The organism is Paenibacillus sp. Marseille-P2973 (assembly GCF_018101095.1).
GTDB lineage: Bacteria > Bacillota > Bacilli > Paenibacillales > Paenibacillaceae > Fontibacillus > Fontibacillus vini.
In genome coordinates this window covers 130,768-152,216 of sequence record NZ_JAGQEH010000009.1, presented here as the reverse complement: position 1 = coordinate 152,216, position 21,449 = coordinate 130,768, and the positions used below count along the sequence as shown (strand labels likewise).

Sequence of the window (21,449 nt, the reverse complement as noted above, 5' to 3'; positions counted from 1 at the left end):
TATAAATTAGGAGTTGACATTGCCCTTAGGGGAAGGCTCACACTGGTAAACAACAGAGGAGGTGACCGCATGCTCTCGATTGGAGAATTCTCGAAAATATGCAGGGTTTCGACTAAAACGCTGCGCTACTATGACGAGATCGGACTGATTCACCCGGATCAGATTCACCCCGAAAACGGGTACCGATATTACTCGATTGCCCAACTCAAAAGGATGCTCCTGATCCAGCGGCTGAAGTCCTATTATTTCTCGCTGGATGAAATCAAAGAGGTGCTTGCATGGGAAGCGGATCAAGCGGAGGAGCTATTGCGCTTACGTTTGCAGAGCAAGAGAGGAGAAATCGAGGAGAAGATTCGGGCCTATGCCTTGGTACTGGAACAAATGAACTCTGACATCGGCAGCCTGGAGCAAGGGCTATCCGTAATGTCCTTCCTTGACCGCATCGAAGTGGAACTGGTGGAGACCCGGCCGCAGAAGCTCCTCTCCCTCCGGCGAAATTTGAACAGCGAGGAATATGCGGCAGGCTATGGAATGTATTTTGCCAAGCTCTATGAAAGAATCGCTACCGGGAAACTAACCGTACAAGGGACGCCGATGACCATTTATCACAGCCCGGATTATAATCCGGCCGGCAATGATACGGAGTTTGCGATCCCCATCAAGGAGGCGGTCAAGGGGACGAGGGATTTTCCCGGAGGCCTCTGCGCGAAATCGGTTTTAACGGGTTCATACCAGGAACTGATCTCGGTCTATGCCAGATTGAGAGAATGGGTGGAGCGGGAAGGTTATGAGCTAACGGAAGCGCCTTATGAAATTTACTTGACCGATCCTTTTAACACCGCAGAGGATGCGGGGCTGGTGACCGAAGTGTATTTTCCTGTTAAGAAAAAATAACAAGGTTGAATCAAGGGGATGAACACATGCCAAAAAACGTTTGGCCGACTGATGTCTGGCAAGCCGCCGATCCCGTAAGTCTGGGGATGGATGCGGATCAGCTATCGGGGCTGGAATCCGAGATTACGGCGAATTATGGAAATATGAACGGTATCGTGATCGTGAAGAACGGGTTTTTGACATATGAAAAATACTTCAACGGCTGCGGACCGGACGATGCGCAGCATGTGGCGTCGGTGACCAAAACGGTCCTCTCCGTCCTTGTCGGGATGGCCGTCAAAGCCGGTTTGATCCGAGATGTGAATCAGAAGGTGTTGGACTTTTTTCCGGAATATACGCTTGATCGTGATCACCCGGTAAAAAAAGAAATCACGCTGCGTCACCTGCTCACGATGACGGCTCCTTATCCTTTTGAGGATTGGCAGGAACCGTTGGACAAGCTATGCATGCAGCCCGACTGGGTCGAGTATACGCTTCAAATATTGGGGGAAAAAGGGGAACCAGGCGTTTTTAAATATTCCACCGCGGGAGCGCATCTGCTATCCGCCATTCTCACCCGTGCCACGGGCCAAAGCGCCCGTGAATTCGCCAATGAAGCCTTGTTCGGTCCTATAGGGATGAGGACGATTCCGGATTATCCGATGGAAAATTTCGGTTTTGATGAATTGTTTGGAGCCAAGGTGAAGGGTTGGGTCAAAGACCCGAGTAGAAACTCAACCGGGGGATGGGGATTAACGCTGACGCCCCGCGACATGGCAAGGTTTGGTTTGCTGTGTTTAAACCGCGGGATGTGGGACGGCCGGGAGCTCGTTCCTGAGTCCTGGATGCTTGAGTCCACGGCAATGAATCCCAACCATTACGGATACTTATGGTGGCTGAGGGAGGAGGAGGGCATTTCTGTTTATATGGCCATGGGTGATGGCGGAAATGTCATCTGCTGTATCCCTGATAAAGAACTGGTCATCGCGATAGCGTCAGGATTTATGATGCAGCCCCGGGACCGGTGGGAATTGATTAAAGAGAAGATATTACCGGCAGTGTAGTGCTTAATATACCTCGATCTTCTTTGGATCGGTCTCTATTTTGTAGACTTGATTGTTGTCGTCCTCGCCTTGTAATGTAAATTCCGCTACAGCGGTAATTTCGTAGACACCGGGATTCTTAAAGCGATAGGTGTGTGACTCTAAAATGGCTTGGTTCTGATCCAAAGGACGAACAACCCCGATATCCGTTCGCAGAACAGGATCTGAGTTCCCGTCACTGTCTCGGATGACATAGAAAAATAACGGCTCCCCGGTCATGATTTCGAAAGCTCGGTCCGATTTATTTTTTAACTCCGCCTCCATGGTAAATTGCTCATTCACATTCACTTGTTCCGGAAGCGAAAGCTGTACGGAGAAGGGATCGTGATCCGAAGCTGAATTTGAGTTTGAATCTACCGCGGCGGGTGAGATCGGTTCGGCTGATTGACAGCCCATAAGAGCCAGCAATAGTATGAAAACCAACTTTTTCAAATTGATCACCTCCACCCAAACAGACGATAGGGCGGAGGTTTTTGTTTCAACAAAAAGGGGGTGCGTTTTCCACTAAGGCCCATACTGGTGAAGTATGGTAAAATAAGGGTCGGACTACTAGCGAATAAGAACCCAACAATAAATTCCTTATGCAACGGAGTGATAGATTGAAGCAAACAGGATTAGCGTTATTAGTGTTAGCTGTAATGTCTTTGGTGACGGCATGCAGTCCTGACAACTCAGATAAGACCGTAAGGTCCGTAACCACGAGAGAGTTCACAAAAAATGAGCAAGTTAAAGCACCTGACAATAACTCTAAAGACACGACTACTAGTAAAGAGTACGTTGAAAAATTCTCGTATCTGAAACAACTTTCCTTAGAGAAACAAGAGGCATTTACCCGATTTGAAGAGGAGAGGAAACGGAGTTACCTTTACAATTTTACCCCTGAGGACATGGTGTTGGTGTATCTATACTGTCTATCCATAGGGGATCCGGATTTGCTATATGATATTACTTTTAATGGCGGACAGCTGCCTGATAAAGATAAGTTTCGGGAAGATTATTTTGAGTATGCCATGACCTATGATTCCGAAACAGCTGTCCATTACAGATATTATGATTCTATAAAAGTCGATGAGAGTACGTCCGAAGAGAATAAGGTCACGGTCCTTGTTACGGTTAGTATAGAAACTACGACACATTCCTTGGCATTGGGACTACAAAAAGAAGACCAAATATGGAAGATGGACATCTATCATTTGATAATAGAATATATGGAAAAAGCAAACCAGAGTAAAACTGGATAGGTTCACTCGAATTAATAAAGTGGGCTCCTACAGTTTCCTTGCTTTGATTACAAAAGTTACAGGAAGCATTTTTGCTTTTTTAGCAAAATCATTGTTTTCGCCCCGCGCTTGCAACAATTCATCGTCGGATTGCTCAACCATTTGCTCAATGACGAATCCCGCTTTGGAGAGTGCGTTCACATAGGTCGATAGTTTACGGTCCGATAAGGTTAGCGTACTATCATCCAGGGATACCGAATACCAAGATTCATCGAAATAACTCTTTTTAAAAATAAGCATATCATTCTCGGCAACCACACATTTGTGGATAGGATGGGACCAACTGAAAATAAATACGCCGTCTTTTTTTAGGTAAGAAGCGATCCGGCTAAAAGTACCCTCAAGGTCCGTGGTCCAGCCTATGGCATAAACCGAATAAACGAAATCAAAATAATCCTCCGGTATACCGCATTCTTCTTCCATAGGAGAACAAATCAATTTGGCCGAAAGACCGCTTGACGTCAAAAGTTGGGTGGTCTTTTCGAGCTGTCGTTCCGATATATCTATGCCCCATAGTTCACCTGCTTGGCGTTTCCCTAAATATTGCAAGGATTGACCGCTTCCACAGCCAACTTCCAGTATCTTTTTCCCTGAGACATCACCAAACAGTTGGCAATTCTCTTCCGAGACAAATGATCCGTACAAAGGAAGCGCGGTCGCTCCTAAAATTTCATTTCCTTTTGTGTCCCAAAAGGCGACGTTTGTTTTATGTATTGAATCATTGTCCATGTCGACTGAAACGGCTCGTCCCACCTCGCCAGCACCTATCACGTTCGTTCTATAACCGGAATTCTTGTCCATGCGGCAGCATCCTCCAATATAAATAATTTGAGTCATAAAGGTTGAGTTATAGAGTAATCTAGCATTTTGTGTGGGGGAAGTCTATCTGAAATGTTCCCCATATAGAACGTTTGATCCCGGGGGAGGGTGGAGCTATTCTTTGGGGGAAGGGGTAAAGATGAGGGGAATGATTACTCAGTGTAAAAGAGAAAAACAAAAAGCAATGATCCGGCTGGAATTAGCCGGATCATTGTCTTTCATTTGCGCATTCCATTAAATCGCTTCGAAATATCCGTCTGACCCAGGATGTAGTCAATACTTACGTTGTAAAATTCCGATAACCTGATCAACACGGAACTCGGTACATCTAAGTTCCCGCTTTCGTACCGGGAATAGGTTGCTTGAGAGATATTTAGATTGTCTGCAAGTTGCTGTTGCGTTAAATCTCTATCTTCACGCAAATCACGTATTCTTTTATACATCTTTATCACCCAAGCTAAGTTTAAAATATGCGAAAACTGCATGTTGAATTATATGCATTTTTCGCATAAAATTTAATTTGTATTTATAGTGTCGGCAGCATTTCAATATTCTTAATGATAGTTTACATAAGTCTGAAAGGGAGAGAGTGAAATGAAAAGTATTCTAGAGGAACTTTACAGAGGTAACCTGAACCCTCAAGAGAGAATGGTTCCAACGGTTCCTGAATATCGCCTGCTCAATAGAAAAATTTCAGATTTGATGGAGGAACTCAAACAAAGATTCTCGGAGGACGACTTCAAAGTTCTTGAGGAAATCTTGGATCTAAACGGGGAGTCTAACTCCATGCTTACGAGCGAAGCCTTTGTTCAGGGGTTTAGAATGGGAGTTTTGGTAATGATAGAGGTTTTTTGTGGGGAGGGGAAGGGGGTTGAGAAAAGAGATTGATGGTGGCAGATCTGGGTATTGAGTTTAAAATTGCGGTACGTGTATATGATTGTTATGTGGATATGATTTAGATTTAAAACTTCCGCTAGTAGTAGCGGGGGTTTTTCTATTTTCGAGATAAAAACTAATTGTTCGGCATATTATTCCATTTTTATAGTAGAATAAGGATATAGTTCAAAAAGACTAGGACATCCTTGTTCGTATAATCGGCAGTTTTGCATATCCACGAATTCATAAATGAGACATTAGCAGAAATTAACTAAAAGCAGAGAATTAGGAGACAAAACATGGGAGACATATTTATACAATCTGCAAGCGAATTAATAAAGCTCTTCTCAACTAATGATAATGAATTCAATCCACTACTTATAACACTATTGTCAGGTGGATTAGGTTCAATTATCACATTGGTTGTAACCTACCTTATGACATCCAGTCGGGATAAAAATCAGTATAAACAAAGTAATAGAACGTATATTGTGGCTGAAGAAATCGATAGTTTAGGTTCTAGATTAGAAGGCTATAGCAATGTACATGAGAGGGATTTAAGGATTATTGAAACGGATAATTTCACTCAATTAGATCGACTAGTACGAGATAGGGTGATTCAAGGAGAGTCATTGAATTATCTTAGACTGAGAAACCTAGGACCAGCAATGGTTTTGCAGTGTAGTATTGCACTTGAGATAGAGAGCAATCAAGCAAGCATGGAGATTAAGAAAGTTGTTCCTATTTTTTTGAGTGATCAAGAATTGTTTATCTTTGCGCAATCTTTAGAAAACCATCCTCATCCTCAATTGCTTAAGAGAGCAACTATTGAATATAAGACAATTGCAAATGAGGAAATGAGGTATGTTTATGATGTGAGACGTGAACAAGGTAAAACTATATGTAAAGAACATTATTATGTTAAATCTCGCTTTGGTTATAAACTGTTAAATACCTCAGAAGTAGATCAAGTGAGCTGGATTTATATTAATCATCATAGAAATAACTAACTACTAATTCCTATTAGATTATTCAAAGAAGAGTTAGCTTCAGCTAACACCATATTCACGCATCGGGGCATCCGCCCCACGGTCCGGACCTTGGAATTTCGGGGAAGTGGGAGCAGCCGGACAACCTTGCACTGGCTATGTCTGACGACCCACCGCTGGCGCGGCTTAACCCAGTGAGGGTTCGTGGATACAAAACATTAGACGAGATTCTTGATATATTACTAGTACCTTTTATAGGCATATTCGGAGAAAAAAATAAGAGAGGTATGTATATGATGATGACATCCAAAAAGGTGGTATATGTAACTCCAAGTAAGCCTAGCGAATTAGTTCCTTTATTAGGCGAGGCTCTGTTACTTTATGACAAAGTCGCACTTGATCTATCGACAAAAAGTAGTATAAATGTATTGGCAGCAAACATTAATGCAAAAACTATAGAGATGTTACTTCAGGAGGAAATTATAATTCCTGTGTATGATACATTTGCGCCTGTTATTGCCAAGCAAACGAAAAACACTTTAAATAGTGTATTAATTCTCGACTATATGAAGAATGGAATTCCTCCATTAGACTACAACTATATGGAGCAGGTATTTAAACCTGTATTTCCAAAAAGTATAATTCAAGATGTCTATGATAAGTCGATTTCTTGTCAAGTTGATTCAAATTTACTGCTTGAGAATATCGATTTTGATTTTAATAATAAAGAACTTATCACAAGTATTTTTGATTACGTTAAAGATCAATTTGACTTACCTGAGTTTACTTTAGATATTGAAGAGGGTGGATGTTACATAAACCCCATAACAAAGAATAAAGATTTGGCAGCTAAAATTATTGACCAGGCTACCTATGGATTACATATTCTTGCAGATATGAATTACAAATCTGCATTGCTTTCACAATTTGATGAAGTAATCTGTGAAAGTGAATTAGAAAATTTCTTTATTAAAAAGTTAAGAAAATCATTTAGAACAATTAATTATAGACATAAAAGTGATAACTTATTAGAGCTTTGTGAAATTTATGATTTTCCAGATATAAAGGAATCGATTGCTGCAGGAATACTTAAATTGGAGGATATCCTGGCATTAAGGAAAAGTGAGGGACAGTTTTTAAGGGTATGGTTAGATCGAACTACAAAGGAATGTATAAATTCTGAAATACCATTTTCTAAGGAATTGGCGAGGCTTTTAATCAGTTCAAATAAAGGACTTTCTCTTCCTACTAGAACTGTTGTTTTTGGTTGTCTACAGTTTTTGTCGTTCCTCAAACCGGTTGAAGCAGTGGTGTTGTCAGCTGCTAATGAATATCTACTTCCACAGGTATTAAATAAGTGGGAACCAAAGTATTTTTTTGATAAGGCTAGAAAGTTGGAAGTAAGAAATAAAAAGAAGTTTGCAAGTGCTTTATAACAATGTTTTATTCTAGAGTTTTCAAAGATGCTAAGAAACTCGACTAACACCATATTTACGCATCGTCGCTGACGCTGCTCGGTCCGGGAAGGTTTTTTTTTGAAAAGTGTGCCGTACACATTCGCACTGGCTAAGATAAAAACTATCTAAGCCAGTGGAACGTCTTAAATATCTGAACGTTATACGACAGAATCAGAAGTGCAAAAAAAGACTGTAGTAATTTTCAACTGTAAACTTGCTTGGTATTTCTTTATTACTAAATTCTATTATTTGTTAGGGGATAATACAATTTTTAAGGAGAGGTAAAAAAAGCATGAGTGAAGATTTTAGCAAAGAAAATAGTATGACTAATAGCACTTTTGCCTTGGAGAGCTTGAGGAACATTCAAGAATTGATACGTTTTATAGATACTAAAGCTAGTGCGCTTTTAGTCGTGTATGGCTTAATTTTAACTGTATTTATGGATACAGCAAAAAAAATGAGTTTTATAAATATCACAAAGATGGATATTTATGATGCACTGGTGTCTATGCTTATTCTTATTGAAGGAATATTTCTTGTGATTTTATTAGTTTACCAACTTTACTTTATCATTATGCAAGTTCTAAAGCCGAGGCTATCAATGAATTATAAGGTCGATGAACACTCTATTTTTTACTTTGAACATATAGCAAGTATGAAGAAATCCGATGTATTAGAAAGATATTTAACTGCAAATGAAACAGTCATGGTAGAAGAGATAGTAGGACAAGTGTACGAAGTTTCAAAGATAATGAAAATAAAAACACATCGTTTAAAGAAGGCAATGGAATATCTTTTTTTGAACCTCGTTTTATTACTCTTATATATTTTTTTGAGCAACATTTAATTCTTACGACTGGGCAATTATTAATTGCAAATTATCTATATTGGAGGCTAACTATGGAAAGCTTAGATTATAATTACAAAGATCGCAAGAAGAAAGTTGAAGAGATATTAGATAATACGGATAAGGTTAATGAAGTGGATAAGTTTCCAAGAGACGAGGACTTTACCTATACGAATGCATATAAAGCGTGGGCAGGAGCGATATTTGTTGATTTAAGAGACTCCACTACGTTGTTTACCAGTAATAATGATGTAGATATTGCAAAAGTGATCCGGGGCTTTACATCAGAAATTATTGAAATTCTAAGAAAAGATCTTGAATCTAATGATTTGAAAGAGATTGGAATAAGAGGTGATTGTGTTTTTGCTGTTTATTCTACCCCATTAAAAACGGATATATATGAGATTGCAAACAGAGCCTTTTATATCAATACGTATATGAAGATGTTAAATAAATTATTGGCAAACCGTTCTTTGCCCACTATTAAAGCGGGTATAGGCTTAGCAACCAATCCAACACTTGCAGTGAAAGCCGGTAGAAAGTCTTCAGGAATTCATAATTTAGTATGGATTGGTGAGTCTGTTGCAAAAGCATCCAATTTATCTGATTTGGGTAACAAAAATGGAAATGGGGCTATTGTTATGTCTTCAGTTTTTTATAGTAACTATATTGATAACGCTTCTGAGGAGGCGAAGAATTGGTGGACACAAAAGTACGATAGTTCATATGGAACTTACTATCATGGGGATGTAGTAAAATCGGCTTTTAACGACTGGATTAATGATGGTATGAAAGATTAAGCTATCAAGAATGATCGGATAGAGATAGTTGAATACAATAAAAGAGACGATCAAAACACTCATTTGAGTTACTTCCAAGAAGTGATTCCGTCGTATAACATAATATTCATGTTACAAGCATTCGCTCATGGCCCGGCATTCGCCGGATATCCAACGTACGCTGGGTCGTGATACAGGAACATTAAACGACAGAACAGAATCAGAAACACACAAAAGAGAGTCGGACCTTGAAAGTCCAACTCGGGTTCGTAAATACAAGAACGTTATTTGGAAGACTACAAAGGAGATAGAAAATGGCACACAAACTTTTAATGCTTTATAAGAGTGAGTTAAGCCTCTTACAAATTATTATTAAAAAGCTTAAGTGGAAGAACTTTTATAGATCTATAATTACATTAATATTGAGTATTCTTATAATTATTACAGTGAAGTATGAGGTACAATCTCAATGGACTAATCTGTCTTTTGCCTCTCTAGTAATTTGGTATCTTGTATTTCTTAAAGACTCAACCCTGGAGAGCGAAAGGGTAATTAAGTTTGACAATGGAGGCAAGAATTATTATCAGGTTCGAACCGAGGGACTAAAAAAGTTCCTGAAAAATGAAGGTATTGATACAAATCCTAAAAAGATAGAATTATTAATAAAGTTGGTGGAAAAGCAAGCTGAGGAACAGAAGGTTCCCTTTTTTATAGGACGGGGAATAATTCTATCTATTCTATTACCAATTATTTCTGCCACTTATACAATTGTTTTGAATAAATATACAAATAATTTGGAAACTGTAATCTTGATATTCTTAATAATTATAATTACTATTTTACTTATATTTATTTATCTCTCTGTTTTTAAGTTTCTATATGATGACTTTATAAATGGCGACTATCAAAAATATAAAACCATAGCTAATGATTTACGTGAATTGTATTTCAAAGCAGTGTAGTCTATCAGATAACAAAATATTCAAGCAGCGGCTCCTTTCGGAGCCCTGGGCTCGGATTATAGTGAAATAAGAACATTTATATAGAATATCATTAATATATAACTAGCTGCAGTTTGTAGATGCGAAAGAGAATTAGTGAAGTTATATTATTAACGAGAAGCGCCACAACAAAAGAAGCCGCTTTCCCAAGTCGTGGAAGCGGTTCTTTCATTGCTGCTATTCAATATCACCCGCTACCTCCTTCCCTCAATCTCCAACAACCTGGTCTTCATCTCAAACCCGCCCCGGTACCCGGTCAGCCCTCCATTCTTACCAATCACCCGATGACATGGAATCGTGATCAGCACCGGATTGGCGCCGATCGCCGTTCCGACGGCGCGGACCGAGGACGGTTTGCCGATGCGGAGCGCGATGTCGGAGTACGAGGCGGTTTGCCCGTATGGGATGTCGCATAGCGCTTTCCAGACAGCCTGCTGGAACGGGGTGCCGGTTGCTTCGAATGGAACGGAGAAGCTCGTGAGCTTGCCGGACAAATAGGCTTCTATTTCGTCGGCATAGGGTTGAAGCCGGGCATCATCCCGGATCAAGGGACGGGCGGGGAAGCGGCGATTCGCCCAGTTCTCCAATTCCTGCACATCTGCCCCTTGGGAGCCCACATAGCAAAGCCCTTGTTCCCCGGCGGCAACAATTAGGCTCCAATTTTCGTTAAATAGATGACTCCAGTAAATCGGGTCGTTCTGCGTCATATTAACTGCCCCCTTTTGAGATCGTAGTGTGCAATGATCGATAGTTGGCCGGCGTAAGGCCGGTGAGTTTTTTAAACAAAGTTATAAAATAAGGTGTATTGGAGAGACCGACTTGTTTGCCGATTTCCGCCACCGGCTGATTAGTTGTCGATAAGAGTGACTTGGCCTGTTCGATGCGGATTTTTTGAATATACTCCACTGGTGTGACCCCGTTCACTTTTTTGAATGTTCTGTGAAGGTGATAAGGACTGCCATGGGCGAGGTCGGCGAGCAGTTGCAGGCTTAATTCCTCCATATAGTGCTTATCGATATATTCGGCCACCACCGAGATCCATTCCTCATCGGGAAGCCGCAGGCCGGTAGGCTTGCAGCGTTTGCACGGACGGTATCCGGCGGAAAGGGCATGATCGGCGTTCGGAAACACGGTGATATTTTCTCGATTGGGAGGCTTGGATTTGCAGGAAGGACGGCAGAAAATGCCCGTCGTTTTTACGGCGTAAAAGAACTTTCCGTCACTAGCGGCATCGTTCTGAATTATAGACAGCCATTGAGCCTCAGTCACTATATAGTCGGCCACATCATTCACCTCCACGCCCATTATACCCCTTGGCCTGAACGTATGTACTCATTTTAGGATGAAAAAGCAAGATAATGAAATTGCAACATATGGGCGTTATAATGGAATAAATCAAGTCTGGCAGGGTAATTTTAACTAGAATATCCACTTCAAATCCGGAGGAACCCGAACATGAGACAAAATATTCAAGTCCCTTTTGGCTATGAACCGCCTGTCCCAAAACGAAAAGGAACGTTAATCTATTACGATACATTCGAGAATACATCCGAAGCGAATCTGGAACGCGCCGTTTCGATTTTGGAGGAGCGCTCCTTTGGTACGCTGGTGTTGTATCCCCTTCATGAAGAGACGGTTAGGCGTATGTCCAAAGAGCCGGTGCGTTCTTTTTATAAAAGGGAGGACGAACTGCATGACTGGCGGCGGGCACGAATGCATGCGGATATCACCGTGGAAGGCTGGGAGGGGAAACGCAAAAAATACACGCCGATCGACTCGGCGCTCCGTTTTTTGGCGGAAAAATACCCCGCTCCTTACTTTTTGCTAATAACGCCGGAAACGGCCAATTTATTTGCTTCCTTTTCTTCTTTTGAAGAATGGATCAAAAACATTCGGCTTATTTTGACGGAGCAGCCATCCGTTATTCATCCCCGATTGCAAAAATTCGCACACCGCTGGGAAACGGCAGAAGGAAATGCCGGTAAGGAGGAATTATGAAACAAAATAGAAGTTGGTTGATATGGACGATGGTGTTGACTCTGATGATTCTTACGATCGCAGGATGTGCTCCCCGAAACTCGGCCTCTCCTGAGTCCGAGGGAACTGGCGTGAACCAGGGCGGGAGCGCGGCTCCATCCTCGCCCCCAACAAACGATCCGCAGCAGCAGGGGAACACGGAACCGACCCCACCGCAACAAGAGACGACGGACGCCGTTGCCGAACAACTGGATAAGTTGACCACTACCGAAAAGATCGGCCAGCTGGTCCTCGTCGGGATGGAAGGGACTGCACCGGACGAGCATACCCGTAAGCTGATTGAGACGTATCGTGTCGGAGGATTTATTTTTTATAAAGATAATATTGAAAATAGCGATCAGGCGCTGTCCTTGATTAACCGGTTGAAGGAGGATAACTCCGTCAACAAGCTTCCGCTGTTTCTGGGCGTGGACGAAGAGGGCGGAAGGGTAACCCGCATGCCTAAGGAATTCGCAAAAATACCGACTGCGGCAAGCATTGGGAATACAGGCGATCCGAAAGCGGCGGAAGACTTTTATCGGGTCATCGGCGACGAGCTGTCCGGTTTTGGCCTGAACCTGGATTTTGCTCCTGTATTGGATGTGAACAGCAATCCTGACAATCCGGTGATCGGGGACCGTTCATTCGGGGATACACCGGAAACGGTGAGCAAAATGGGCCTCGCAGCAATGGGGGGATTGAGCGGCAAGGGAGTGATTCCCGTGGTGAAGCATTTTCCGGGTCATGGGGACACCTCGGTGGATTCCCATCTCGGTCTGCCTGTAGTGAATCATGATCTGCAGCGGCTAAAGGAGCTTGAACTGGTTCCGTTTCAAGATGCGATTGAGAACGGCACGGATATGGTCATGGTTGCCCATTTGTTGCTGCCGAAGCTGGATCCCGATCACCCGTCGTCTTTTTCCAAAGCGGTCATTCATGATCTGCTCCGGGAAGAGCTCGGCTATAAAGGTGTTATTATTACGGATGATATGACGATGGGGGCCATTACGGAAAATTACAGCATCGAGCAGGCCGCGGTTGAGTTCATCACAGCAGGCGGAAATATCGTTCTGGTCGGTCACGACTATGACAAAGAAGAGGCGGTCATCCGGGCGATCACGAAAGCGGTCGAACAAGGGATCATCAGTGAAACGATGCTCGACGAGCGGGTTGGCACTATTTTGAAGCTTAAAGCGAAGTATAAGCTGAGCGGAGAGCCGATGAACGGGCCGGATGTAAAGGCGGTTAATGCCGCCATCAAAGAGGCGCGAAAGAATTACGGTTTGCAATAAATGGACTGGTTGCGAGGCGTTCTGTAAGGTGGCGGTGGATGGAGTAACGTTTGGTTTCGAGAGTTCTAACGGACACCACAGCCGTTATTGGGGGCAAATCAGCTTATTTAAGAATCTAACGGACATACAGGCCGTTATTCTGCCAAAAACAGGCCTATCACTCGGCAAAACCGCCGTTTAAGGTCCGTGGTGTCCGTTAGTTTACAAAAACAAGGGAAATGGGCCGAATAAGGGCCGCTATGTCCGTAAGCACATGAGAGGCGCCGTTAGAAGCCAATGTTGCTCCCGGAAAGCCAGAAGCTACTCTCGAGCCCCTGCCCCTCTTCCTCATACACTGGCCGCACACCAACCGCCCCATCAAGCCACTTCGCTAGCTCCTTACACGCACCATACCCAACTAGTACTAGTTCAACAGGGCTCGTACTGATATTCAGCGAGGTCAATTCGCCCATCTTCCCGTACGGTGACCCCTTCCGCTTCCAAGTACATTTTTTGCAGAAAAAAAGACTCGTCATCCTTTACGGCTATCTCGCCTTGCGCATTGATGACCCTGTGCCATGGCAGACTATATTTGCTGCTCATCGAATGTAAGACCCGGACGACTTGCCGCGCCGCACGCGGGCTTCCCGCCGCTCTGGCGACTTGTCCGTAGGTCATGACTTTTCCCTCCGGGATGGATAATATCACTTCAATAACTTGCATGGTAAACGGCTGCATATGGGCACTCCTTAAGTCATTAGATGAACTTTAGAATCGAGGCGGGTTATGAAACCTATTTTACACTCGGAACGGTTGGTTTTGAAAGTGCTGGACGAAAGCAATGCAGCGGACGTACTGGAATTTGTGCTGCGGAACAAGGAGTTTCTCGAACCGTGGGAACCCAAGCGGAGCGAGGATTATTACACACTCGACTATCAGGCGGATTTACTGGCCAAGGAATTCTCGCAATTCAGAAAAAGGGAACTTTATAAGCTGTGGATGTTCCGGAAAGAGGAGCCTGACCAGGTGATCGGTTCCCTTACGCTCAGCAACATCGTGTATGGCGTATTCCAGTCCTGTCATTTGGGCTATCGCATCGACCAATCGGCACAGGGCCGCGGCTTTATGACGGAAGCGGTAGCTGCGGTGGCGGATTACGCTTTTTACGAATTGGGACTGCACCGGATCGAAGCGAACATTATGCCCCGGAACAAGGCTTCGCTCAAAGTGGCGGAAAAGGTGGGCTTTTATCACGAAGGAGTGGCCCTGAATTTTCTAAGGATCAACGGAGTTTGGGAAGATCATATTCATATGGTGCTGCGAAACGAGAGGATTGAATGAAATGAACGTGAATATCAGGAACATCAAGGAAGAAGATGCGGGGGCTTTTCTGGAACTTTGCCTCCGTTTAGACAGGGAGACGGAATTCATGCTCCTGGAGCCGGGGGAACGGATGATCACTCCGGAAGAACAGCGGCAGAAAATCACTGCGTTGCTGGCAGCAGACGATTCGATGATATTCGTGGCCGAAATGGACGGGCAACTGGTCGGATATTTAGGAACCTATGGCTCATCCTATCGAAGAAACCGGCATTCGGCGTATCTGGTACTCGGCATCTTGCAAACCTATTCAGGAAAAGGCGTGGGGACCGCGCTGTTCACCGAGCTCCACCGTTGGGCGGAAGCGAGGAACCTCCATCGGCTTGAACTCACGGTGATGGCTCATAATGCGGCGGCAATTGCTTTATACAAAAAGACAGGTTTTGAAGTTGAAGGTATCAAGAAGGATTCGATCCGTTTAGGCGACAATTTCGTCGATGAGCTTTATATGGCCAAGCTGCTCGCGTAGAAGCACTCCTGTCGTAACTATCTTCCAATTCCATACGTATATAGGCTGTAAGTATGGTGAAGACATAGAGAAGGATAAACAGACGGGAGGAAAGCAAAGTGCAGCAACAGCTTCGGCAATTAGGCTACCCCGCCAAGCTTTTTTTATATGCGGTTATGTTTGTAGCTACAGTCATAGGGATGAAATACGTGGTGGATACTCGGCTGCCGGGTGGGGGAAGACCGCCTTATTTATTTCTGGTGTGGAATACGTTTTTGGCCTGGATTCCGGCCGGACTTGCGATTGGTCTGGATTTGATCAGTCTCATGAGAGCACGGTTACTCAAAGGTATACTATTTCTTGCAGTAGGACTTGTGTGGTTTTTCTTTTATCCCAATGCGGCTTATTTAGTTACGGACTTATTACATCCGTTCGCGCGTTATCCAATTTCTTCGACAGGAAGATTCTGGTCGGAAATGTTATTCTGGGACCATTTATATACTGTTCTTTTCGTAGCCTTGCTGGGACTCGCTCTAGGCTCGGTCTCGCTGGCTTCGGTTCACCGGCTGGTCCGCAATGCCTTCGGCCGGATTACCGGATGGATCTTCGCGCTTGCCGTACTCGCCTTTAGCAGCTTCGGAATTTATCTGGGCCGCTTTTTCCGATTCAATAGCTGGGATCTTGTACGTCATCCCGGCCAGTTATTGAAGGATATTGCGGTGTATTTCACGAATATGGATAATTTGAGCCATGCGATCCATTTTTGTAAATGGATGTTCATGATTACTTGTTTTTGCTATGTTTTACTTTATTTGTTTGGTTCGATGCGTGGCAATCCGGTTCTAATCAAAAAGGAGAACGAACATGGAGAAACTAGTGCATTTCCTGCAAGAAAACCAGGTTCAATTTGAAATCCTAGGCCACGAAAAACCTATCGTATCCGCCCAAGATGGCGCCGACTTATTTGGAATTAAGCTGGGACAGACAGCTCCCACGCTGATTTTGAAAAATGATGAGGAGTATGCGGCTCTGATCATCTCGGGGGATTACGGGCGGGTCGATTTTGCCGGGCTTGCGCAAAAGGTCGGTTTTAACAAGCTCAAGCTGGCGAAGCCCCAGGAGGTAGTAGAGGTCACCGGATTCACGATAGGGTGCGTTCCCCTAATAGGTCATGGATTGCCGGTTATTTTGGATTCTAAGCTGTTCAGGTATGAGTGGATTTTCGGCGGCACCGGGGTACCGCAAGCCACCTTGAAGATCAAACCGTCCGAAGTGGAAAGATTAAACAGGGTGATTGCCCGTCTTTAACAGATACTAAGCTCGGCGGTTTGGGTAATGATGATCAGGATTCCCGCGGTGATGAAGAATCCGGGAGGTAGATCAAGATGCATTCATGGATCCTTTGGCTCAATGTCGTCGTGCTGATCGGGTTGGCGCTTCTTTTTTATTTGCTGGACAAGCGGGTAACCAGCCGGGTCATTTTGCTGGCCCCGATCCTGGTTTATGTCGCTGTTTCGCTGGAGGATCTTCTCGGCTGGGTCGATTTCGGTTCGGTGCTGAAGTCCGACGCCTTGCTTCGGGCGATCATATTGTTGTTTGTCCTTGGCTCGGTCGTGTTCTATATCCTCTATATTTTCCGCGAAATTGCCGATTCCGCAGTGAAGCGGGAGGTCAGCCTGAAATCGGCCGTCATCCGGATCAGCATCGCCACACTAAGCTGCATCGTTTTTTTTACGGTGGTGTATACTTCGATATACAAGCTATTTAAAGGCGGCAGCTTTGCGGGAGATAACTTAGGAGAGGGCACGCTTTCCCAATTGATTACGTTTTTCTATTTCAGTGTGGCGACGTTCACTACAGTAGGTTACGGGGATGTAAGACCGGTAGACAATACGTCCCGCCTGGTGGTCGTCATGGAGATTTTTTTCAGCTTTATTACGGTAGCATATGCGTTGTCCATGATCGGAGTATTTCGGCAAATTTTCATGAAGGAAACGGGGAACCAGACACCGGACGAAGTTCTGGACGAGAACGAATTGGAAGAAGACGCCGGATTGTAGCCGAAGAAGAGCCGGAGAGGAGACGGTCAGGATGGACTTGCGGAATCATTTAAGGGAGAAGTTTCCGACACTGGAGAGTGAAAGACTGCTACTTCGAAAAATCGGGGCTGAAGATTCGGACGCTTTGTTTGGATGCGTCACCGATCCTTTGGTGCGCCGTCAAACTTCTTTTCAAAGGGGAACCCTGATGTTTCCCGCCCGATTGTTCCGTTATTTTGACGACACGTACCAAAGCCTGAGAGATCTTCACTTTGCGATTGAACGAAAGGAAAAGGGCGGCTTGATCGGCGTTTGCTCTCTCCAATTTTGGGCACCCGAAGCCGGGAAAGCGAGACTGGGCTACCTGCTTGCTCCCGATTTCTGGAATCGGGGTTTGGCGACGGAGGCGGCCAAATCGCTGCTTAAGTTTGGATTTGAGACATTGCGCCTGAACCGGATCGAAGCGAGATGCAGCGTCGACAATCCGGCTTCGGAACAAGTTTTGCGCAAATGCGGATTTTCGTTGATCGAGGACGGGGAAGCCACAAGTATAAATGCTTATCCGGGTAACGGGTCGGGCGAACCATTGAAATGCTATAATTTAACCCGTCCGGAACCTGCTGAGGAACAAAAGAGGATTTGTTACACAAATGAAATATACCTGTGATCAATCCCTAATAGTAAGAGGGTACACTTAATACATGACCCCCTTTTGAATATATTTGTCTTTTGGAATCCGGCGAGTAACGTGCGGGTTCCCTTTTTTTTGTCTGTTTAACCTACAGGTATTTAAAGAGGAACAGCAACCCGTTGTTTATTTTTATAATAAACCCATTCGTCAAAACCGATCTCTTTCAGACGTTTAGCTACGTCTTCCCATTCATCCGCTACACGCTTAGGCGTATGAGCATCGGAGCCAAAAGTGACATCCACCCCGAAATGGAGCGCGCGTTCCAATATGGAATCGGAAGGATACCATCCTCCGGACAGCTTCGTCTTGCCGGATGTATTGATTTCGATCGCTACACCGTTCTCCGCAATGACCTGCAAGGTTTCATCGATCGCTTCGGCGGCGGGGATATCGGAAAAGGCCGGGTAATTGCCCTTCATGGCATCGATATGGCCGAGGATCTGGAACATTCCGCTCCGGGCCGATTGCTGGATTAGTTCGTAATATGATTGTTTGTCCGCGATCCGCTGCTTTTCGCTCAAGCCCTTCCAACGTCTTTTATTGAAAATGCTAACCTCATTGACGCTATGAACGGAGCCGATGATATAGTCGAACGGATATTGGGACAGAACCTGGCGGTACGTTTCGGCGTGAGCCGGGAAAAAGTCGGACTCAATGCCAAGCAGAACATCGATCTTGCCCTCGTATTCTTGCTTCAGTTTCAATACTTCCTCGACATAATTTGCGAATTCCTTTTTGGCCATTGCGATATGGGGAAAAGGGTGCTCCTCAGGGTTACCGAAATACGGCGTATGGTCGCTGATTCCGATGACCGACAGTCCGGCAGCAATGCCGGCTTCCACGTAATCCCGGATGTTCCCGTCGGCATGGCCGCAGCGAAAATGATGTGTGTGCAGATCAAACTTCATGCTGTGTCTCCTTTCGTCTAAACAAGCGGATTAGGATTATTCAGAGCTGATAAAGTGGGTCTCCGGCATGCCTTTCAGATCGCCTAAGAACTGTTGCATCGCGGAGTTGACGTATCTGCTGGATTTATAAATAACACCTACGGGATGTGTAACCTCCAGCTCGGGAATGGACACTACCTTTAAGGATCCCTGCCGCAGTTCACGGAGAATGGATTGCCTGGAGATGATGGCCGCTCCCAGATTAATTTCGACCATCCGTTTTACTTCCTCGCTGCTGGACAGCTCCATGACGATATGTGGCTCGATGTCATGCGCTTTGAACACTTCATCGACGAAGCGACGGCCAACCGTATCCGGGGACAGCATAATGAGCGGAACTTCACGCAAGGAATCAAGGGTGGGAATGGTTTTGCCTGCCAATGGATGGAGCGGAGATACGACGAGTTCAAACGTATCGTAATAAAGTACCGAAGAAAGGACCTGCGGGTTATTTTCAATCAAATAACCGATCCCTATGTCGACCATTCCCTGCTCCACGTTCTGATAAATCAGGCTTGAGGGCATGGATTGAATTGTCGTTTTGATTAAAGGAAACTGATCCTGAAAATAAGACAGAATCCGCGGCAAAATCTGAATGGCGATGGAGGTCGTTGTACCTAGGACTATATGCCCTTGCGGCGTGTGCTCCAAGTCGGACAATTTTTGCTTGAGTTCTTCGACAATATCTAGTATTTGCTCTGCCTTTTCGAGAAATACCTGTCCCCGATCGGTCAATGTTACAGGTTGATTCCGATCGACGAGCACGGTGCGGAATTCGTCCTCCAGGCTTTTGATCTGCGCGGATACCGCAGGCTGGGTAAGATTAAGCAGTTCCCCGGCTTTGCGGAAGCTTTTTGTTTTCGATATCGTGATAAGCGTTTCCAATTGGCTGATATTCATGCCGAATCCTCCTTTCCTCCGTAGTCTTCATATTTAGTTAATTATAGAGGATTTTTCTTAATTAAATCAATTGCAGAGCCCTGACAATCATGGAATCGGAATCGAGCTATTTCGCTATAGAGGTTGCACCGTTCGATTTTTAATGACTTATATCTGGGAATAAAGTATAATATATTTCATCTAAAGTCGGGACTTTTGTATCGGTTAAGTACTTCTATGTGAAAAGGGGCGTAATAGTGAGAGCAGAAGTGATCAATCCTTTTCTGGAATCCGCATGTTCGGTAATCGAGCAGGTGATACAAGTATCTCCATCTACCGGGAGTCTGGGCGTGAAGGATATCATGCCGGTTCAAGATCATATTTGGATCCAAATCGATATGACGGGGTATTTCAGCGGCATGGTCATGTTCGGATTGAAGGAAACGGTAGCCCTGCGGATCGTGTCCGCCATGATGGGCGGATTTGTTTTGACGGAAATGGATGAAATGGGCCAGAGCGCTATTTCGGAACTGGGCAATATGATCAGCGGCAACGCTAGCACGATTCTATCCAATCAAGGTTATGTCGTAGATATTACTCCTCCGCGAGTGATCAAATCGGAGCAAGAGAACCATTCCGGCGTTCCGCGGAAAGCACTGTGCATCCCGTTGCATATGGACGGAATCGGGGAACTGGATATTCAAGTCTTAATCTCTTAAAATGGACATGAAATGTCTGAAGGGATGAAGATCATGTCACTTAACAATAAAGTAATCGTCGTGACCGGGGCATCCAGCGGAATCGGAGCCCTGGCCGCGCAAATGCTGTCGGAGCAAGGGGCGACCGTGGTGCTTGCCGCCAGATCGGCGGATAAGCTTAAAGCTGTGAGTTCCGGAATGATGGGGCCAAGCATGATTCTGGAGCTTGACGTCGGCAATGATGACTCGGTGGAACAAGGATTCAAGACAGTATACGCCGAGTTTGGACGTGTGGATTGTCTGGTTAACAATGCGGGGTACGGTAAGTTCGCCTATTTTGACGAGATGCCCTTGCAGGAGTTTGATGACATGATGAATGTCAATTATATGGGCATGGTTCGCTGCACGAAAGCCGTTCTCCCTCACATGAAAGAGGCGCGCTCCGGGCGGATCGTGAATATCGCCTCTATCGCCGGGAAGATCGGCACCTCGAAATCAACATCCTATACCGCGACGAAGCATGCGGTGCTTGGCTTTAGTAGCGCACTGCGCCAAGAGGTCCGGGAGTACGGGATTACGGTTTCAACGATCAATCCGGGACCGATCGATACACCGTTCTTTAACCTGGCGGACCCGGACGGCCATTACGTCGCGAACGTCAAATGGTTCATGATGAAACCGGAACGGGTGGCCAAAGCGATGGTATCCGCAGTTCGCACCGGAACAGCCGAGATCAATCTGCCCCGGATTGCGGGAGCGGGAGCCAAACTGTATCAGTTGTTTCCCCGTTTGGCGGACCTTGTGAGTTATCGCATGTTGAATAAGAAATAAGGACATCGGCTGGCGACAGCCGATTTTTTTGTGGCCATGTAAGGGTGTGTTGTGGGGGGCGAGGTTAGGGGCTAAGAGAGCCCGCTTTGGCGAAAACCGGAGAGTATTTGGAGCTGAAAAATATTTAACTGTAAAACCTACAGTTATTTTCTCGTTTTTATCGAGTTCAGCCGAATTAACTGTAATTTCTACAGCTAATTCAGTGAAACGGACGAATAATTAGTT

Annotated in this window: 27 protein-coding genes; 19 read left to right on the top strand and 8 right to left on the bottom strand. The window is 44.7% G+C overall.

The window, feature by feature from the left end; genetic code table 11:
* Positions 1–69 precede the first annotated feature (69 nt).
* Complete coding sequence (locus tag KB559_RS17865) at positions 70–894, top strand: MerR family transcriptional regulator (RefSeq protein ID WP_211023484.1); 825 nt, start codon at positions 70–72, stop codon at positions 892–894.
* Between the two features lie 26 nt (positions 895–920).
* The gene (locus tag KB559_RS17860) at positions 921–1,937 is read left to right on the top strand and encodes a serine hydrolase domain-containing protein (RefSeq protein WP_211023482.1); all 1,017 of its coding nucleotides are present in this window, start codon (positions 921–923) and stop codon (positions 1,935–1,937) included.
* A gap of 3 nt (positions 1,938–1,940) precedes the next feature.
* Here KB559_RS17860 and KB559_RS17855 read toward each other — a convergent pair whose 3' ends face one another.
* The gene (locus tag KB559_RS17855) at positions 1,941–2,408 is read right to left on the bottom strand and encodes a hypothetical protein (protein WP_211023480.1); all 468 of its coding nucleotides are present in this window, start codon (positions 2,406–2,408) and stop codon (positions 1,941–1,943) included.
* 167 nt (positions 2,409–2,575) lie between these two features.
* Between KB559_RS17855 and KB559_RS17850 the strand changes: the two genes are divergently transcribed.
* Positions 2,576–3,217 (top strand): hypothetical protein, encoded by a 642-nt coding sequence (locus KB559_RS17850; protein ID WP_211023478.1) that lies wholly within the window; start codon positions 2,576–2,578, stop codon positions 3,215–3,217.
* A gap of 27 nt (positions 3,218–3,244) precedes the next feature.
* Here the strand turns inward: KB559_RS17850 and KB559_RS17845 are convergent, their stop codons facing one another.
* Together KB559_RS17845 and KB559_RS17840 are read right to left on the bottom strand one after the other, a co-directional pair.
* Complete coding sequence (locus KB559_RS17845) at positions 3,245–4,057, bottom strand: class I SAM-dependent methyltransferase (protein WP_211023476.1); 813 nt, start codon at positions 4,055–4,057, stop codon at positions 3,245–3,247.
* 236 nt (positions 4,058–4,293) lie between these two features.
* Entirely contained in the window at positions 4,294–4,518 is a 225-nt protein-coding gene (locus KB559_RS17840; RefSeq protein WP_211023590.1) for a helix-turn-helix domain-containing protein, read from the bottom strand.
* Positions 4,519–4,669: 151 nt separating this feature from the next.
* Between KB559_RS17840 and KB559_RS17835 the strand changes: the two genes are divergently transcribed.
* The 6 genes from KB559_RS17835 (at position 4,670) to KB559_RS17810 (ending at position 9,985) form a co-directional block, all read left to right on the top strand.
* Positions 4,670–4,963: a DUF6809 family protein gene (locus KB559_RS17835; protein ID WP_211023474.1), complete on the top strand. Its 294-nt coding sequence runs from the start codon at positions 4,670–4,672 to the stop codon at positions 4,961–4,963.
* 287 nt (positions 4,964–5,250) lie between these two features.
* The gene (locus KB559_RS17830) at positions 5,251–5,961 is read left to right on the top strand and encodes a hypothetical protein (protein ID WP_211023472.1); all 711 of its coding nucleotides are present in this window, start codon (positions 5,251–5,253) and stop codon (positions 5,959–5,961) included.
* Between the two features lie 137 nt (positions 5,962–6,098).
* The gene (locus tag KB559_RS17825; RefSeq protein ID WP_211023470.1) at positions 6,099–7,376 is read left to right on the top strand and encodes a hypothetical protein; all 1,278 of its coding nucleotides are present in this window, start codon (positions 6,099–6,101) and stop codon (positions 7,374–7,376) included.
* A gap of 313 nt (positions 7,377–7,689) precedes the next feature.
* Entirely contained in the window at positions 7,690–8,244 is a 555-nt protein-coding gene (locus tag KB559_RS17820) for a Pycsar system effector family protein (RefSeq protein ID WP_211023467.1), read from the top strand.
* Positions 8,245–8,297: 53 nt separating this feature from the next.
* Positions 8,298–9,044, top strand: a complete 747-nt coding sequence (locus KB559_RS17815; protein WP_211023465.1) for an adenylate/guanylate cyclase domain-containing protein — start codon at positions 8,298–8,300, stop codon at positions 9,042–9,044.
* Positions 9,045–9,337: 293 nt separating this feature from the next.
* On the top strand, positions 9,338–9,985 hold the full coding sequence (locus KB559_RS17810) for a hypothetical protein (protein ID WP_211023463.1): 648 nt from the start codon (positions 9,338–9,340) through the stop codon (positions 9,983–9,985).
* A 233-nt stretch (positions 9,986–10,218) separates the two neighbouring features.
* On the opposite strand, the gene KB559_RS17805 is transcribed toward KB559_RS17810, so the two are convergent.
* On the bottom strand, positions 10,219–10,731 hold the full coding sequence (locus KB559_RS17805; RefSeq protein ID WP_211023461.1) for a methylated-DNA--[protein]-cysteine S-methyltransferase: 513 nt from the start codon (positions 10,729–10,731) through the stop codon (positions 10,219–10,221).
* 1 nt (position 10,732) lies between these two features.
* Positions 10,733–11,323: a bifunctional transcriptional activator/DNA repair enzyme AdaA gene (locus KB559_RS17800; protein ID WP_290406548.1), complete on the bottom strand. Its 591-nt coding sequence runs from the start codon at positions 11,321–11,323 to the stop codon at positions 10,733–10,735.
* A 156-nt stretch (positions 11,324–11,479) separates the two neighbouring features.
* Between KB559_RS17800 and KB559_RS17795 the strand changes: the two genes are divergently transcribed.
* Together KB559_RS17795 and nagZ are read left to right on the top strand one after the other, a co-directional pair.
* On the top strand, positions 11,480–12,022 hold the full coding sequence (locus KB559_RS17795; RefSeq protein ID WP_211023457.1) for a hypothetical protein: 543 nt from the start codon (positions 11,480–11,482) through the stop codon (positions 12,020–12,022).
* Positions 12,019–13,332 (top strand): beta-N-acetylhexosaminidase, encoded by a 1,314-nt coding sequence (gene nagZ, locus KB559_RS17790; protein WP_211023455.1) that lies wholly within the window; start codon positions 12,019–12,021, stop codon positions 13,330–13,332. The genes KB559_RS17795 and nagZ overlap by 4 nt, the downstream gene beginning before the upstream one ends.
* 408 nt (positions 13,333–13,740) lie before the next feature.
* Here the strand turns inward: nagZ and KB559_RS17785 are convergent, their stop codons facing one another.
* Positions 13,741–14,049, bottom strand: coding sequence for an MGMT family protein (locus KB559_RS17785; RefSeq protein WP_211023453.1), 309 nt, complete (start codon positions 14,047–14,049; stop codon positions 13,741–13,743).
* 48 nt (positions 14,050–14,097) lie between these two features.
* Between KB559_RS17785 and KB559_RS17780 the strand changes: the two genes are divergently transcribed.
* The 6 genes from KB559_RS17780 (at position 14,098) to KB559_RS17755 (ending at position 17,845) form a co-directional block, all read left to right on the top strand.
* The gene (locus tag KB559_RS17780) at positions 14,098–14,652 is read left to right on the top strand and encodes a GNAT family N-acetyltransferase (RefSeq protein ID WP_211023451.1); all 555 of its coding nucleotides are present in this window, start codon (positions 14,098–14,100) and stop codon (positions 14,650–14,652) included.
* A gap of 1 nt (position 14,653) precedes the next feature.
* Positions 14,654–15,160 carry a GNAT family N-acetyltransferase gene (locus tag KB559_RS17775; RefSeq protein WP_211023449.1) on the top strand — a complete coding sequence of 169 codons (507 nt, stop codon included), beginning with the start codon at positions 14,654–14,656 and terminating at the stop codon, positions 15,158–15,160.
* A gap of 98 nt (positions 15,161–15,258) precedes the next feature.
* Positions 15,259–16,050 carry a DUF1361 domain-containing protein gene (locus KB559_RS17770; RefSeq protein ID WP_290406547.1) on the top strand — a complete coding sequence of 264 codons (792 nt, stop codon included), beginning with the start codon at positions 15,259–15,261 and terminating at the stop codon, positions 16,048–16,050.
* Positions 16,004–16,447 (top strand): aminoacyl-tRNA deacylase, encoded by a 444-nt coding sequence (locus tag KB559_RS17765; RefSeq protein WP_211023447.1) that lies wholly within the window; start codon positions 16,004–16,006, stop codon positions 16,445–16,447. Before KB559_RS17770 ends, KB559_RS17765 begins: the two co-directional genes overlap by 47 nt.
* 77 nt (positions 16,448–16,524) lie before the next feature.
* A complete protein-coding gene (locus tag KB559_RS17760) occupies positions 16,525–17,199 on the top strand; it encodes a potassium channel family protein (RefSeq protein ID WP_211023445.1) in 675 nt (224 codons plus the stop codon).
* A 31-nt stretch (positions 17,200–17,230) separates the two neighbouring features.
* Positions 17,231–17,845: a GNAT family N-acetyltransferase gene (locus KB559_RS17755; RefSeq protein WP_211023442.1), complete on the top strand. Its 615-nt coding sequence runs from the start codon at positions 17,231–17,233 to the stop codon at positions 17,843–17,845.
* Positions 17,846–17,967: 122 nt separating this feature from the next.
* Here the strand turns inward: KB559_RS17755 and KB559_RS17750 are convergent, their stop codons facing one another.
* Together KB559_RS17750 and KB559_RS17745 are read right to left on the bottom strand one after the other, a co-directional pair.
* Entirely contained in the window at positions 17,968–18,777 is an 810-nt protein-coding gene (locus KB559_RS17750) for a histidinol-phosphatase (protein ID WP_211023440.1), read from the bottom strand.
* 36 nt (positions 18,778–18,813) lie between these two features.
* The gene (locus tag KB559_RS17745; protein ID WP_211023438.1) at positions 18,814–19,716 is read right to left on the bottom strand and encodes a LysR family transcriptional regulator; all 903 of its coding nucleotides are present in this window, start codon (positions 19,714–19,716) and stop codon (positions 18,814–18,816) included.
* A 236-nt stretch (positions 19,717–19,952) separates the two neighbouring features.
* Here KB559_RS17745 and KB559_RS17740 point away from each other — a divergent pair, with 236 nt between their 5' ends.
* Positions 19,953–20,414: a chemotaxis protein CheX gene (locus KB559_RS17740; protein ID WP_211023436.1), complete on the top strand. Its 462-nt coding sequence runs from the start codon at positions 19,953–19,955 to the stop codon at positions 20,412–20,414.
* 33 nt (positions 20,415–20,447) lie between these two features.
* Positions 20,448–21,224: an SDR family NAD(P)-dependent oxidoreductase gene (locus tag KB559_RS17735; RefSeq protein WP_211023434.1), complete on the top strand. Its 777-nt coding sequence runs from the start codon at positions 20,448–20,450 to the stop codon at positions 21,222–21,224.
* Positions 21,225–21,449 lie beyond the last annotated feature (225 nt).

Coding starts and splice junctions, on each gene's coding strand:
- KB559_RS17865 (WP_211023484.1), top strand. CDS start 70: ATGCTCTCGATTGGAGAATTCTCGAAAATATGCAGGGTTTCGACTAAA.
- KB559_RS17860 (WP_211023482.1), top strand. CDS start 921: ATGCCAAAAAACGTTTGGCCGACTGATGTCTGGCAAGCCGCCGATCCC.
- KB559_RS17845 (WP_211023476.1), bottom strand. CDS start 4,057: ATGGACAAGAATTCCGGTTATAGAACGAACGTGATAGGTGCTGGCGAG.
- KB559_RS17840 (WP_211023590.1), bottom strand. CDS start 4,518: ATGTATAAAAGAATACGTGATTTGCGTGAAGATAGAGATTTAACGCAA.
- KB559_RS17835 (WP_211023474.1), top strand. CDS start 4,670: ATGAAAAGTATTCTAGAGGAACTTTACAGAGGTAACCTGAACCCTCAA.
- KB559_RS17830 (WP_211023472.1), top strand. CDS start 5,251: ATGGGAGACATATTTATACAATCTGCAAGCGAATTAATAAAGCTCTTC.
- KB559_RS17825 (WP_211023470.1), top strand. CDS start 6,099: ATGTCTGACGACCCACCGCTGGCGCGGCTTAACCCAGTGAGGGTTCGT.
- KB559_RS17820 (WP_211023467.1), top strand. CDS start 7,690: ATGAGTGAAGATTTTAGCAAAGAAAATAGTATGACTAATAGCACTTTT.
- KB559_RS17815 (WP_211023465.1), top strand. CDS start 8,298: ATGGAAAGCTTAGATTATAATTACAAAGATCGCAAGAAGAAAGTTGAA.
- KB559_RS17810 (WP_211023463.1), top strand. CDS start 9,338: ATGGCACACAAACTTTTAATGCTTTATAAGAGTGAGTTAAGCCTCTTA.
- KB559_RS17805 (WP_211023461.1), bottom strand. CDS start 10,731: ATGACGCAGAACGACCCGATTTACTGGAGTCATCTATTTAACGAAAAT.
- KB559_RS17795 (WP_211023457.1), top strand. CDS start 11,480: ATGAGACAAAATATTCAAGTCCCTTTTGGCTATGAACCGCCTGTCCCA.
- nagZ (WP_211023455.1), top strand. CDS start 12,019: ATGAAACAAAATAGAAGTTGGTTGATATGGACGATGGTGTTGACTCTG.
- KB559_RS17785 (WP_211023453.1), bottom strand. CDS start 14,049: ATGCAGCCGTTTACCATGCAAGTTATTGAAGTGATATTATCCATCCCG.
- KB559_RS17780 (WP_211023451.1), top strand. CDS start 14,098: ATGAAACCTATTTTACACTCGGAACGGTTGGTTTTGAAAGTGCTGGAC.
- KB559_RS17775 (WP_211023449.1), top strand. CDS start 14,654: ATGAACGTGAATATCAGGAACATCAAGGAAGAAGATGCGGGGGCTTTT.
- KB559_RS17765 (WP_211023447.1), top strand. CDS start 16,004: ATGGAGAAACTAGTGCATTTCCTGCAAGAAAACCAGGTTCAATTTGAA.
- KB559_RS17760 (WP_211023445.1), top strand. CDS start 16,525: ATGCATTCATGGATCCTTTGGCTCAATGTCGTCGTGCTGATCGGGTTG.
- KB559_RS17755 (WP_211023442.1), top strand. CDS start 17,231: ATGGACTTGCGGAATCATTTAAGGGAGAAGTTTCCGACACTGGAGAGT.
- KB559_RS17750 (WP_211023440.1), bottom strand. CDS start 18,777: ATGAAGTTTGATCTGCACACACATCATTTTCGCTGCGGCCATGCCGAC.
- KB559_RS17745 (WP_211023438.1), bottom strand. CDS start 19,716: ATGAATATCAGCCAATTGGAAACGCTTATCACGATATCGAAAACAAAA.
- KB559_RS17735 (WP_211023434.1), top strand. CDS start 20,448: ATGTCACTTAACAATAAAGTAATCGTCGTGACCGGGGCATCCAGCGGA.